Source organism: Promicromonospora sp. NPDC057488 (genome assembly GCF_042802395.1).
Lineage (GTDB): Bacteria > Actinomycetota > Actinomycetes > Actinomycetales > Cellulomonadaceae > Promicromonospora.
Genome location: NZ_JBHVEG010000172.1, coordinates 1 through 13,390, shown reverse-complemented (window position 1 = coordinate 13,390; position 13,390 = coordinate 1). Strand labels below are relative to the sequence as shown.

At 73.2% G+C, this 13,390-nt stretch carries 11 protein-coding genes; 3 read left to right on the top strand and 8 right to left on the bottom strand.

Annotated features, from left to right (window positions below):
- Positions 1-343: 343 nt before the first annotated feature.
- The 5 genes from ACFU5G_RS24705 to ACFU5G_RS24685 all read right to left on the bottom strand — a co-directional run bounded on the left by ACFU5G_RS24705 (position 344) and on the right by ACFU5G_RS24685 (position 7,112).
- The gene (locus ACFU5G_RS24705) at positions 344-1,429 is read right to left on the bottom strand and encodes a LacI family DNA-binding transcriptional regulator (RefSeq protein WP_377250744.1); all 1,086 of its coding nucleotides are present in this window, start codon (positions 1,427-1,429) and stop codon (positions 344-346) included.
- Positions 1,430-1,599: 170 nt separating this feature from the next.
- Complete coding sequence (locus tag ACFU5G_RS24700; RefSeq protein WP_377250741.1) at positions 1,600-3,729, bottom strand: glycogen debranching N-terminal domain-containing protein; 2,130 nt, start codon at positions 3,727-3,729, stop codon at positions 1,600-1,602.
- A complete protein-coding gene (locus ACFU5G_RS24695) occupies positions 3,726-4,652 on the bottom strand; it encodes a carbohydrate ABC transporter permease (protein WP_377250738.1) in 927 nt (308 codons plus the stop codon). The genes ACFU5G_RS24700 and ACFU5G_RS24695 overlap by 4 nt, the downstream gene beginning before the upstream one ends.
- Positions 4,649-5,842 (bottom strand): carbohydrate ABC transporter permease, encoded by a 1,194-nt coding sequence (locus ACFU5G_RS24690; protein ID WP_377250736.1) that lies wholly within the window; start codon positions 5,840-5,842, stop codon positions 4,649-4,651. Before ACFU5G_RS24690 ends, ACFU5G_RS24695 begins: the two co-directional genes overlap by 4 nt.
- A 7-nt stretch (positions 5,843-5,849) precedes the next feature.
- Positions 5,850-7,112, bottom strand: a complete 1,263-nt coding sequence (locus tag ACFU5G_RS24685) for an extracellular solute-binding protein (RefSeq protein ID WP_377250734.1) — start codon at positions 7,110-7,112, stop codon at positions 5,850-5,852.
- Positions 7,113-7,317: 205 nt separating this feature from the next.
- Here ACFU5G_RS24685 and ACFU5G_RS24680 point away from each other — a divergent pair, with 205 nt between their 5' ends.
- Positions 7,318-8,364: a LacI family DNA-binding transcriptional regulator gene (locus tag ACFU5G_RS24680; protein WP_377250731.1), complete on the top strand. Its 1,047-nt coding sequence runs from the start codon at positions 7,318-7,320 to the stop codon at positions 8,362-8,364.
- A 57-nt stretch (positions 8,365-8,421) separates the two neighbouring features.
- Here ACFU5G_RS24680 and ACFU5G_RS24675 read toward each other — a convergent pair whose 3' ends face one another.
- Together ACFU5G_RS24675 and ACFU5G_RS24670 are read right to left on the bottom strand one after the other, a co-directional pair.
- A complete protein-coding gene (locus ACFU5G_RS24675) occupies positions 8,422-9,480 on the bottom strand; it encodes a zf-HC2 domain-containing protein (protein ID WP_377250728.1) in 1,059 nt (352 codons plus the stop codon).
- Positions 9,477-10,052 (bottom strand): RNA polymerase sigma factor, encoded by a 576-nt coding sequence (locus tag ACFU5G_RS24670; RefSeq protein ID WP_377250725.1) that lies wholly within the window; start codon positions 10,050-10,052, stop codon positions 9,477-9,479. The genes ACFU5G_RS24675 and ACFU5G_RS24670 overlap by 4 nt, the downstream gene beginning before the upstream one ends.
- Positions 10,053-10,255: 203 nt before the next feature.
- On the opposite strand from ACFU5G_RS24670, the gene ACFU5G_RS24665 reads away from it, so the two are divergent.
- A complete protein-coding gene (locus tag ACFU5G_RS24665; protein ID WP_377250723.1) occupies positions 10,256-10,729 on the top strand; it encodes a hypothetical protein in 474 nt (157 codons plus the stop codon).
- Positions 10,716-11,450 (top strand): cytochrome b/b6 domain-containing protein, encoded by a 735-nt coding sequence (locus ACFU5G_RS24660; RefSeq protein WP_377250721.1) that lies wholly within the window; start codon positions 10,716-10,718, stop codon positions 11,448-11,450. The genes ACFU5G_RS24665 and ACFU5G_RS24660 overlap by 14 nt, the downstream gene beginning before the upstream one ends.
- Before the next feature lie 80 nt (positions 11,451-11,530).
- Here the strand turns inward: ACFU5G_RS24660 and ACFU5G_RS24655 are convergent, their stop codons facing one another.
- Complete coding sequence (locus tag ACFU5G_RS24655) at positions 11,531-13,267, bottom strand: L-aspartate oxidase (RefSeq protein ID WP_377250719.1); 1,737 nt, start codon at positions 13,265-13,267, stop codon at positions 11,531-11,533.
- Positions 13,268-13,390 lie beyond the last annotated feature (123 nt).

Here is a 13,390-nt window from a genome sequence, read left to right as displayed (position 1 = left end):
GGCACAGGCCTGTGCCGACCTCGATGCAGACTGCCGAGTTTGCGGTGCAAACTGCCGACCGCCAGTGGAGAGGCGCGGCCGCGCGAAGAGCGGGGCGCGCAGAGCGGGGGTGCGCAGCGGGGCAAGCTGCCGACCTGCGCGGGGCGACTGCCCACTTCAGTGGGCGGGGCCTGGTCGAACAGCTGGCGGCGGTCACCCCGGAGGCCCGCTGACGTCGGCAGACCGCGCGCGCTGCGTCGGCAGTCCGTGGCGGCGTCGGCAGTTTGCATCGAAGTCGGCACAGGCCTGTGCCGATCTCGATGCAGACTGCCGAGTTTGTGGGGCAAACTGCCGACTGCCCCCGTCAGCGCGTTGTGCTGCCCGGCGTGGGGCTGCCTCCCGCCCCGCCGCCCTCCGTCGTGTCGCCCGCCGCTTCAGCGGCCGCCGGGGCGCTCTCGCGGAACTCGATCGTGTGGCCCACCGTGACGTGCCGGCCCGGGCCCGCGTAGCCCTCCAGCCGCTCCAGCAGCAGGTCCAGCGCACGTTCGGCGAGCGCCCGCGTGTCCGGGGCGACCGACGTCAGGCTCGGCGCGGTGCTCGCGCCGAGCTCGATCGCGTCCCAGCCGATCACGGCGACGTCGCCCGGCACGTCCAGGCCGTGCCGCCGCAGGGCGCGCAGCGCGCCGATCGCCGCGAGGTCGTCGCGGCACAGCAGCCCGTCCAGCCGCAGCCCGGCCGACAGGGCGGCGTCGAGGGCCTCCTCGGCGTCGCGGGCGTCGCCGTCCTGCCGCCGGGTGACGAGCAGCTCCGGGTCGGCGGACAGGCCGGCGTCGGCGAGCGCCTGGCGGTAGCCCTCGATCCGGAGCCTGGACGTCCACGACATCCGGTCGGTCTCGTGCCCGAGGAACCCGATGCGGCGGCGTCCGGCGCGCACCAGGTGCCCGACGGCGTCGCGGGCGGCGGCCACGTTGTCGATCGCGACCTGGTCCGCGCCGTCGGGCTGTGGGTCCTCGCCCAGGAAGACGATGGGCATGCCGTGCTGCTCCCCGTCCAGCTCGCGGGCGGCCAGGACCTGCGGCTGCATCACCATCGCGTCCATGATCCCGGCCTCGCGGTCGCGCAGCACGGAGCGTTCGCCGTCCGCCGTCGCGCCCGTCTCCGCGAGCAGGAGCCGGTAGCCGCGCGACTCGGCGACCCGCGCGAAGACGTGCGCGAGCTCGGCGAAGTACGGGCGCCGCAGGTCCGGGAACGCGAGCCCGAGCATGCTCGACCTACCCGTGGCGAGGCTGCGGCCCGTGCGGTTGGGCCGGTATCCGAGCTCGTCGATCGCCGCCTGCACCCGCTCGCGCATCCCCGGGCTGACGTGCTGGTACCCGCGGACCACGTTGGACACGGTCTTCATCGAGACCCCCGCGTGCTCCGCGACGTCCTGCAGGGTCACCCGGTTCATGTCGGAAGATTACCTTTGGCCCCCGGACGGCCGGGAAAGGTCCGCCGCGAGCGCCTGCGCACGGCGGACCTTCGGAGGAGCCTCGGCCGACGACGGATCGGCCGCCGAGGCTTCAGCCGACGACGCCTCAGCCGACGACGCCGGCCGACCCCGCCTCAGCCGACCACGCCTCAGCCGACGACGGAGCCCGCGCGCGGGGCGCTCGTCACCGCGAGGCAGGTGATCGCCGCCGCCGCCGACCAGGCCTGCGGGCGGCAGGCCGCCGGGTACGGCGTCGGCACCCCGGCGCGCGTCGCCGGGTCGCCGCCGTGCAGCTCCGGCACGCGGTAGTCGAAGCCCTCGGCAGCCGCGAGCAGCCCGTCCACCGCGCGGCGCGCGTGACCGGCCAGGCCGGCGCGGTGCATACCGTGCACCGCGATGGCGGTGTCGTGCGTCCACACGCTGCCCCCGTGGTACGACAGCGGCCAGTAGCCCGCCGCGCCCGTGGACATCGTGCGGATGCCGAACCCGGTCGACATCGCCGGGCCCAGCAGCAGGTCGGCGACGTGCTGCTCCTCGTCCGGCTCCAGGATCCCGGTGCCCAGCAGGTGCCCGATGTTGCTGGTCAGCGTGTCGACCGGGCGCTTGTCCTTGTCCAGCGCCACGGCCGGGTACCGGCCCTCCGGCGTCTGCACCCAGTACGACGCCGCGAACCGGGCGCGCAGGTCGGCGGCCCAGGCACGCAGGCCGGCCGGGTTGAGGACGGCGGCGGTCGCTGCGGATGCCCCGTCGTCCGACCGCGAGGTCTCCGTGCCGAACGCCTCCAGCAGGTCCGCGCCCGCGAGCGCCGCCTCGTAGGCGTAGCCCTGGACCTCGCAGAGCGCGATCGGGCCGTCGGCGAGGGCGCCGTCGCGCCACTGGATGGAGTCGCCGGAGTCCTTCCAGCCCTGGTTGGCCAGGCCGCGCCCGGACCGGTCGATGTAGTCGAGGAACCCGTCGCCGTCGCTGTCGCCGTGCTCGATCAGCCAGGTCAGCGCGCCGCGCAGCGCGGGCAGCAGGGCGGCGACCTCGTCGTCGGGCATGCCGGCGCGCCAGGCGTCGGCGAGCAGGCAGATCCACAGCGGGGTGGAGTCGACGCTGCCGTAGTACAGCGGGGGCAGGACGACGCCCTCGCCGGGGATCTCGAGCGGCGTCGCGCGCAGCTCGTGCAGGATCTTGCCGGGCTCCTGCGCGGTGTCGACGTCGTGGTCGGTGCCCTGCAGCCGGGCCAGGACGCGCAGCGTGGACGCCGCGATCCTGACGTCGAGCGGGAGCGCTAGGCGGGCGGCCCACAGGGCGTCGCGGCCGAACAGCGTGAAGAACCAGGGCGCACCGGCGGCGAAGAACTCGTCGTCGGGGTGGCCGGGCAGGGTCAGGCGCAGGGCGTCGAGGTCGTCGAGCGCGGTGTCGAGCCAGCGGCCGAGGCGGGGGTCGGCGCCCTCGGAGACGGCGATCCTGGCTGCACCGACAGGGGCTGTGCCGGCAGGGGCTGCACCGGCAGGGGCTGCACCGGCAGGAGCCGCACCGGCAGGAGCCGAGTCGCCGGCCCCCGCCCCGCGCAGCGCCTCCGCGGTCCCGGGCCAGGTACCGGCGGCGCCGCGGACGACCATGGCGTCGTCGTGCAGGGCGAGCGACCAGGCGGCCTCCGCGCTGCCGCGGGCCGGGACGTCCAGCGGCCAGGTCGCGACGATCTCGCCGTCCGCGCCGGTGGTCACGGTCGCGCCGGCGGCCGTCAGCGTGAACGAGTGGCCGCCGGAGCGCGCCGTCACGGTGCTGCTGCCAGAACCGTCGCCGAGCGTGATCTCCGGCGCGCCGCCCGGGGCGGCGACGCCGGCCTTGACCTCGTGCATGCTCGCGAAGTCGGGGCGCAGCCGCAGGCGTAGGGTCACGCGCGTCGGCTCGGCCAGGTGCGAGGCGACGGTCCAGGTCTCCGCGAGCGAGCCGTCGGCCACGCGGCGGTCGCGCACGAGACGCAGCTTGGGGTCGGGCGTGGCGTCGTCCGCCCCGCGCAGGAGGCCGCCGAACACGACGTGCGAGGCGCTGTCCGGGGCGAGCGAGATGTACTCGATCGCCGACTCGGCGCACTCCAGCGTCAGGCCGCGCACGTGCCGCACGTCGCCGTGGTAGACGCCGTCGATCGGCGCGGCGCCGAGGTTGCCGTCACGGCCAGACCAGACCTGGGTCGGGGCGCGCAGGGCGATGACGGCGTCGCCGAGCAGCGGCTGCAGTGGCTGCATGGGCGGGGTGGTGGACGTCGTGCTCGTCGTCGTGCTCGTCGTCATTCCTTGACGGCTCCTTCGCTGGTGTTCATGATGCGTCGCTGGAACACGAAGAACACGACCGCCACGGGGATGGTCATGATCGCCGCGGCGGCGAGCTTGATGGGGTACTGGCTGCCCTGGCTGAGCTGCCCGCTGGCCAGGGAGGCGACGCCCTTGGTGAGGGTCGTCAGGTCGGGGGACTGGGCGGCGACGATGAAGTGGCTCAGCTCGTTCCACGACCCCTGGAACGACAGGATCACGATGGTCACGAGCGCGGGTCGCGCCATGGGCAGCACCACGGACCAGAAGATCCGGAACGTCCCGGCGCCGTCGATGCGGGCCTGCTCCTCGACCGAGGCCGGGATGGACTCGAAGAAGTTCTTCATGATGAACACGCCGGCCGCGTCCACGAGCAGCGGCAGCACCATGCCCGCGTACGAGTCGTAGATGCCGAGCTGGTTGATCACCAGGAACTTGGGGATCAGCAGCACCACCGTGGGCACTGCCATGACCGCTACGAGCGCCGCGAAGATCACGCCGCGCCCGCGGAAGTGCAGCCGGGCCAGCGCGTAGCCCGCCAGGGAGTCGAAGAACACTCGCCCCGCGGTGACCAGCACGGTCACGATCGCGGAGTTCGCGAACCACACGGGGAAGTCCGACCGCAGGAACAGGCGCGCGTAGGCGGACCAGGTCAGCGGGTCGGGCACGAGCGAGACCGGGTCGGCCGCGGCGTCCGCCTCCGTCTTGACGGACGTCGCGAGCTGGACCAGGAACGGGTAGACGTAGACCAGCGCGAGGCCGATCAGCAGCACGTACAGCCCGATCTGCCAGGCGAGCGCCTTGCGCGGCCGGCGACGCAGGCCGCCGTTCGTGCCTCGGTTCGAGCCGCGCCTCCTGCTGCCGTCCGTGGAGAGGCCCGTGTTGCGGCCCAGGGTCAGGCTCATCGGTCGGCCTCCGTGGTCCGGTCCGGGTTCCCGCTCGGGGTCGGCTTCCCGCTTTGGTCCGGCTGCCCGCTCGGGTCCGGACGGCGGCGCGGTCGCGGACGGCGCGGCACGTCGGGGCGCTCGCGCAGGATCCAGCGCTGCAGGATCGTCAGCAGCACGATGATGACGAAGAGGATGAACGCGATCGCCGCGCCCTGGCCCCAGTCCTGCGACAGGAACGCCGACTGGTAGCTGAGGTAGGCGGGGGTAAGCGTCGTCTTGCCGGGGCCGCCCTGCGTGCCGGTGTAGATCTGGTCGAACACCTGCCAGCAGCCGATCAGGCCCAGGGTCAGCACGGTGAACAGCGTGGGCCGCAGCTGGGGGAGCGTGATGCGCCAGAAGCGCTGCCAGGCGTTGGCGCCGTCGACCATGGCGGCCTCCTCGACCTCGGGGGCGATGTTCTGCAGGCCCGCGAGGAACAGCAGCATGAACGTGCCGCTGGTGGTGAAGATCGCCATGAGCACGAACGCCGACATCGCGACCGAAGGCCCGGCGAGCCAGTCCCACCACGTCACGCCGAGGAAGCCGTGCTGCGTCAGGGAGTCCGGCCCGGTGCGCAGGCCGAGCACGCCCAGCAGGTTGTGCAGCACGCCGCTCGGGTCGTTGAACCAGTTGGGCCCGGCGATGCCGAGCCGGGCCAGGACCGTGTTGACCACGCCCGACGTCGAGAACAGGAACAGCCACAGCACGGTGATCGCCACCGAGCTCGTGACCGACGGGAAGTAGAACGCGGTGCGGAAGATGCCGCGGCCCCGCAGGACCGCGCGGTTGACGAGCACCGCCAGGAACAGCGCCAGCGCCGTCTGCAGCGGCACCACCAGCAGCACGTACCAGGCGTTGTTGCGCAGCGCGATACCGAAGTCGCGCTCGGCGAGGCCGCCACCGGTGGTGACGGCCGCGTAGTTGTCCAGCCCCACGAAGCCGACGCCGGACGACAGCGGGCTGCCGCGCCCGGACCAGTCCGAGAAGCTGACCCACAGGGCCATCAGCACCGGCACCAGCAGGAACACGCCGAGGATCACCAGCACGGGCAGCATGAACAGCCACCCGGCCACGGCCTCGCCGCGTCGGATGCCGCGTCCGGCACCGTGCCGGGCCCCATCGGGCCCGGCACGGTAACCGGCGTCGCGCGGCGTCGCGAGAAGAGACATGTGCGTGCTACTCGGCGATCGCTTCGAGGTTCGACTGCGCGGTGCCGAGGATGGTGGCGACGTCACCGGTCTTCAGGGACTCCAGCTGGGAGTTCAGGTCCGTGATGACGTCCGTGGCGCCGGCCCAGTTCGGTGGGAACTGCGCGTACTCGGCGCCGTCCAGGAACGCGGTCAGGTCGGGGTTGGCGCTCGTCCAGTCGGCCGCGGCCGACTCGATCGAGGGCATCGGGCCGAACGCCTCCGAGAACGCGAGCTGCTGCTCGGTGCTCGTCAGGTGCTCCACCAGGCTCAGCGCCGCCTCCTGGTTGGGGCTGTCGGCGGCCATGCCCCAGCAGTTGGTGAACTGCAGCGTGCCCGGGCCGGCGGGACCGGCGGGCAGCTCGGCCACCGTGTACTCGACGTCGGGGAAGTCGTTCGTCAGCGCACCGGTGACCCAGTTGCCCTCGATGACCATCGCGGCCAGCCCCTTGCCGAGGGCCTCGCCGCCCCAGCCGGCGCCAAGGTCGGCCGCGTAGGCGAACGTGCCGTCCTCGAGGTGGCTCTGCACGTACTCCAGGCCCTCGACGCTGCCCGCGCTGTCGGCGGCCGGGGCGCCGTCGACGACGAGGCCGCCGCCCGCCTGCGCCATGAAGGTGCCGACGCGCTGGTACTCCGCGCCGAACGACAGGCCCACCTGGTCGTCGGTGGTCAGCTTCTCGGCCACCGTGGCCAGCTCGTCCCACGTGGTGGGGAGGTCGGCGTCGGTCAGGCCGGCGTCCTCCCAGAGCTGGGTGTTGATGACCAGGCCGAGCGTCGAGAAGTCCTTGGGCGCGCAGTAGAACGTGTCGTCGACGGTGAAGTTCTCCACGAGGGACGGGTAGAAGTCGTCCTTGTTCGCGAGCAGGTCGCCGTACGCCTGGAGCGAGCCGTTGTCCGCGTAGCCGGCGATCGCCTCGGGCGCCAGGTAGAACAGGTCCGGCGGGGAGCCGGCCGCGAAGCCCTGCGAGAGCTGCTGGGGCAGGTCGCTGGCGACCTGCACCTCCGCCTCGACGCCGGACTCCTCGGACCAGGCGGCGACCGCCTCGGTGACGGCGTCGGTCTCGGCGTCGCCGGACGAGCCGATGAGGATCGACAGCGGGTCGTCGGAGCTGGTGAGCGAGTCGGCGGCGGCGTCGTCCTGCGCCGCGGGCTCGTCCGCGAAGCCGGAACCGCCGCAGCCGGTGAGCACGAGCGCACCGGCGACCAGGACGGCGCCCGCGCCGGCGAGGTGTCGTGAGATGGGCCTTGTCATGTCTCTTCTCCCTTGATGAGGCACGTGGTGATGACAAAGTTTGAACGATCAAATTACGCTGGGCAGGACACTAAGGAGGGGGTGAGCGCGATGTCAAGGTGGACGGGTGACGGGATGTGCCACCTAGGATGACGATTCCGAACATTCACGACAGGCGTGGTTCGGCAGGGTTCGTTTCGACAGGGTGGACAGGGGAGGGGGAACGATGGCGAAGGCGCCTACCGTCGAGGACGTCGCCCGCGCGGCCGGTGTCTCGCGGCAGACCGTCTCCAACGTCCTGAACTCCCCGGACATCGTGCGCGGCCCCACCCGGGAGCGCGTCCAGCGCGCCATCGTCGAGCTCGGCTACCGCCCCCACGCCGCCGCGCGCCGCCTGCGCACCCGGCGCAGCTCCACCATCGGCGTGCGCCTCGACCCGTACGCGGGCGGCATCTCCGGCGTCGTGCTCGACCGGTTCGTGCACGCCCTGACCGAGCGCGCCAGCGAGCGCGGCATGCGCGTGCTGCTCTACGCGGCCCGCACCCCCGCCGAGGAGATCGACCGCATCGGCGACCTCGTCGACGGCGGCGAGATCGACGCCGTCGTCCTGACCGGCACGTCCCACGAGGACACCCGCACCACCTGGCTGCAGGCCCGCGACGTGCCCTTCGTCTCCTTCGGCCGCCCCTGGCGGGATGACGACGACGGCGTTGGCAGGGGTGATGGGGACGGCGACGGCGTGCCCGCGCACCCCTGGGCCGACGTCGACGGCGCCGCCGGCACCCGCGCCGCCACCCGGCACCTGCTCGACCAGGCCGGACCCCGCATCGCGTTCCTCGGCTGGCCCGAGGGCTCCGGGACCGGCGACGACCGCGCCCGCGGCTGGAGCGAGGCGATGTCCGACGCCGGGCACGCCGGACCCCGCTGGCACACCGAGGACAGCGTCGGCCTGGCGCGCGAGCTGGTCGGCACGGCGCTCGCGGCCGACCCCGTGGACGCCGTCGTCTGCGTGAGCGACTCCCTGGCGATCGGCGCCCACCTCGCCGCGACGGCCCTGGGCCGGCCGGGGCTGCCGGTGGTCGGCTTCGACAACACACCGGCCGCCGAGGCGCTGGGGATCAGCAGCGTCGAGCAGCTGCCCGAGCAGGTCGCGGCCGGGGTGCTGGACCTGCTGATGGGGCCGACGGGGAACGTCGTCCTGCAGCGGGAGGCCGGCCAGGACGCCGCATACGTGCTGGTGGAGCCCCGGCTGGTGGTGCGCGGGGCGGAGTGAGCCTGGGCTTAGGGCTTAGGGCTTAGGGCTTAGGGCTTAGGGCTTAGGGCTCAGGGCTCAGGGGAGGGCCGCCGTGGCCCAGGTCGTGCCGTCCGGGGCGGCGAGCCGCACGGACCGGACGTCGGAGACGGGCACGTCGAGCACGCCGCCCGCCGAGCAGGTGCCCGTCGTCACGACGCACGACCCCAGCGCGACCTCCCGGGTCTCCGCGCTGCCGGGGATGCCGGCGCCTGGCGGGGTCCCGGCGTCGGAGTTCCTGCGGTCGAAGGTCGTGTGGCCCGGTTCCGTCGCGTGGACTCCCCGGCCGTAGGGGGCGGCTGTGCTCGTGTCGGTGCCGCCGGCCCCGCCGTTCGTGCCGGCCGCGACGACTGCCGTGACGTCGTAGCTGTCCGCCGGACCGGCGTCGCGGACCACCACGTAGGCCCAGGACGGGTTGCCGTCGTAGAGGAAGACGGTGCCCACCGACCCCGTGGTTCTGTCTTCCGTTGTGCCGTCTCCCGCAGTGCTGTCACTCGCTTGGCTGTCACTCGCTGGGCTGTCGCCCGTCGGGGTCTCCGCGACGAGGTCGGCGGCGGCGAGGTAGTGACCGCCCGCCGTGTCGAGCGTGGTGCGGTAGCTCGCGGCCAGCTCGCGGTCCTGCGCCGTGACGACCCACACGCTCGCGCCGCCCGCCACGAGCAGGCCCGCCGCGGCGACGCCGGCGAGCGCAGTACGCCGCATCCGGTGCCGGCGGACGGTCGCGGGGCGACGGTCGCCGGCGGAACCGGAGGAGCTGGCGGAACCGGCGGAACCGGCGGAACCGGAAGAGCCGGCGGAACCGACGGAACCGGCGGACCCAGCGGGAACCGGTGCGAGCCGGTCCAGCACGCGGCCCTCGAACCCGGCAGCGGGTTCGCGCTCCGGGACCAGCAGGAGCAGCTCGTCCGCGGCCGCGGACAGCGACGACAGCTCGTCCCGGCAGCGGTCGCACGTGGCCAGGTGCGCCATCACCTCGCCGCGCGTGGTGCCGTCGGCGACCCCCAGCGCCACCTCGGTGAGCGCGTCGCGCAGCTCGGCGCAGCGGTCGGTGCCGTTCATGTCGCTGTTCCTGTCCTCGTTCCCGTCGCGCGAGTTCATGGTCGATCCACCTCTCGGCTGCTCGCCAGCTCGTCCCGCAGGTGCCGCAGCCCGAGCCGGATGCGGGTCTTCGCCGTCCCGAGGGGCACCCCGGTGCGTTCCGCGATCTCGGCGCCGCTGAGCCCGAACACCGACGCGAGCACCACCGCCGTCGCCTGCTCGCGGGGCACCTGGGCCAGCGCGGCGTCCACCGTGGTGCCGGTCGCCACCTGGTTCGCGAGCCGGTCGGGGTCGCCGACCGTCCGCGCCGTGACCCGCTCGGCCAGGACTTCCGCCATGACCACCGGGTCCACGGGCACGTCGCGGCGCACCCGGAGCACGTCGATCGCGGCGTGCCGGGCGATCGCGAGCAGCCACGTCGTCGCGCGACCCCGCCGGGGGTCGAACCCATCGGCGTGCCGCCACGCCCGGACGAAGGTCTCCTGCGCCACCTCCTCGGCGACCGCGGGGATGCCGACGACGAAGAGCGCCAGCCCGTACACCCGGGCCTGGTGCCGGCGCACGAAGACGGCCGCCGCGTCCTGGTCGTCCGCGGCCATCCCGGCGAGGAGCGCCTCGTCCGATGCCGTCATGCCCTTTCCTACGTGCCGGACCCGCGTGCGGATCTCTGCCGGGCTCATCTGGTGCCGGGCTGGGTCTGTTCCGGCTGAAGTTCGTGACGAGTCCGCGCGGCGAGAGATCCGCCGGGCGCCCCGCCACGTAGGGACTGGTGACGGGCGCCGCCGACGACGTCCGGACCGAGCCCGGGGAGAGCCCCGGAACAAGGGAGACAACCATGTCCAGACTACGAGGAGCGAGGCTCGCCGCCGGCGCGGTGCTGACGGTCCTGCTCGCGGCGGGTTGCGGCAGCAACGGCGGCACCGGGGGCGGTTACGGCGGTGGTGGTTCGACCGACTCGGGCGGATCTGGGGGCGGGGGCGGCATGACCCTGGAGATCACGTCCCCGGCGGACGGCGCCACGGTCGAGACGCCGTTCACGGTCGAGCTCAAGTCCAGCGAGGAGCTCGGTGCGCCCGACACCGGCAAGGACCACGTCCACGTGTTCTTCGACGGCAACGACCAGGAGTACCAGGTCGTCGAGGGCAACAGCGTCGAGATCACCGAGCTGCCCGCGGGGGACCACGAGATCGACGCGTCGCTGCGCAACGCCGACCACTCCGCGGCCGGGGTGGAGACCCAGGTCAACGTGACCGTGGAGTCCGGCGGCAGCATGGATGGCAGCACGGGAGACAGCGGTGAGTCCTACTGAGCACCGTGACACCGGGCACCGTGACACCGGGCACGACACCGACCAGCACGACGTCGACGGCGGCACCGTCGAGCGCAACCCGCGGGCCGCCCGCTGGTTCCATGCCGGCGTGTACGTGTCCGTCATCGTGCTGCTGATCACCGGGTGGTGGCTGCTGCTCGGCAACGAGGGCAGCCCGAGCTTCATCGCCCAGGTCACGGGGGTCCCGGACACCGAGGTGCACACCGTGGCCGGCTGGGTCCTCGCGGGGTTCACCGCGCTCACCGTCGTCGTCGGCGCGCGCGGCTGGCGGGTCTTCTGGCGCGAGACCGTCCGGTTCCAGCACGGCGACGGCGCGTGGTTCCGGCGCTGGCCGGCCGCGATCCTGACGGGCCGGTTTGGCCGGCACGAGGGGCGGTTCGACCCGGGGCAGCGGGTCGCCAACCTCGTGCTCGTCGTCACGCTGCTGGCCCTGATCGGGTCCGGGATCGGGCTCGTGCTGGTCAGCGGCGGGCCGGCGTTCGTGTGGTTCGCCCAGATCCACCGGTGGTCGACGTACGTGGTGACCCCGGTCGTCGTCGGGCACGTGATCATCGCCTCCGGCATTCTGCCGGGCTACCGCGGGGTGTGGCGGGCGATGCACCTGGGCGGCAAGCTGCGCCCGCGCGACGCGCAGCGCGTCTGGCCCGGCTGGACGGAACGCGCGACGGGCGACACCCACGACCCCCGCCACCTCCGCTGAGCGCGGGATCTTCGCGCCTTCCGATCCCGGAAAGCGCGAAGATCCAGCACTCGGGAGCTCGCGAGGCAGGTCAGCGAGGGCTACTCGACGAGCTTGCCCGCCGTCGAGACCTCCTGCGCCGCGATCAGGGCGGCGATCTCCTCCGGGACGGCGGGGATCTCCTCGCGGACGATGCCCGTTGTCGGCGACCAGACCAGGTTCACCTGCAGGTTCGGGTCCAGGTCCGGGTAGTCGCTGCGGTTGTGGCAGCCGCGGGTCTCGCGCCGCTCGAGCGCGGCCTCCAGCGTGGCCCGCGCCGCGATGAGGGACGCCTTGAGGTCGAAGGCGTGGGCGAGGTCCTGGAAGCCCGCGATGTCCGGGTGCACGCCGACGTGCGTGGCGCGCTCCTCGATCTCGGCCAGCTCCTTCAGGCCGGCGAGCAGCCCCTCCTCGTCCCGGACGACGCCGGCGTGCTCGGTCATCGTGTTGCGCACGGCGCGCTGCAGGGCCCGGACGTTCTCGGTGCCGTCGGCGGCCAGCAGGTCGGCGACCTCGGCGCGGGCGCGGGCCTCGGCGTCGTGCGAGCGGAGCTGGGCCTCCAGGCCGGCGGAGTAGGCCGCGGCCGCGCGGCCGACGAGGCGGCCGAAGACCAGCAGCTCGATCAGCGAGTTGCCGCCCAGGCGGTTCGCGCCGTGCAGGCCGCTGGACGCCTCGCCGATCGCGTACAGGCCGTCCACCTCGGTGCTGTGGTCCTCGGGCCGCACCCAGACGCCGCCCATCGAGTAGTGCGCGGTGGGCGCGATCTCGATCGGGTCGGTGGTGATGTCGACCATCTGCAGCTCGAGCATCGTCTGGTAGACGCGCGGCAGGCGCGTCATGATCGTCTCGCGCGGCAGGTGCGAGACGTCGAGCCAGACGCCGCCCTTCTCGGTGCCGCGCCCCTCCTTGATCTCGGTGTAGGCGGCCAGGGCCACGCGGTCGCGGGTGGACAGCTCCATCCGCTCGGGGTCGTACTTCTCCATGAACCGCTCGCCCAGGGCGTTGCGCAGGATGCCGCCCTCGCCGCGCGCGGCCTCGGAGACCAGCGTGCCCGCCGCGTTCTCTGGCTCCAGGATTCCCGACGGGTGGAACTGCACCAGCTCCGGATCGCGCAGCCGGGCGCCCGCCTCGACGGCCAGGCGGAACGAGTCGCCGGTGTTCTCGTCGCGGCGCGAGGACGTGCGCCGCCAGATGCGGTTGTGCCCGCCCGCGGCGAGGATCACGGCGTCGGCGTGGATCAGGTACTGCGTGCCGTCGGTGAGGTCGAAGCCGTAGGCGCCGAACACGGCGCCCTCGTGCGTCAGGATCCGGGTGACGTACACCGAGTCCAGGATCGGGATGTCGAGCTGCGTCGCCCGGTTCACCAGGGACCGCTGGATCTCCAGGCCCGTGTAGTCGCCCGCGAACGCGGTGCGGCGGTAGGTGTGCGCGCCGAAGAACCGCTGCGAGATGCGGCCGTCTTCCTCCCGGGCGAAGGCCATGCCGTACCGCTCCAGGTCGGCGATGCCCTGGGCGGCGCCCTGCGCGACGATCTCGGCCGTGTGCGGGTTGGCCAGGAAGTAGCTCTCCTTGATCGTGTCGGCGGCGTGCTGCTGCCAGCTGTCCTCCGCGTCCATCGTGCCGAGAGCCGCGTTGATGCCGCCCGCGGCGAGCGAGGTGTGGGCGTCCATGCGGGGCCGCTTGCCCAGCGCCAGGACGTCCACCCCCTGTTCGGCGAGCTCGATCGCTGCCCGGAGGCCGGAGCCCCCGGTACCGATGACCAGTGCGGTGGTGGAGATGCGCCGTTCGATGGTGTCCATACTCGAGTTGACACCGCAGACCGCCGGGTTGTGACCCCGCTGAGCTGTGACAAGTCAGACGTTGTGACATGTCGGACGTGAGGCCGTCAGAACCCCCGACGTGTCAGACGCACAGGTCACCCG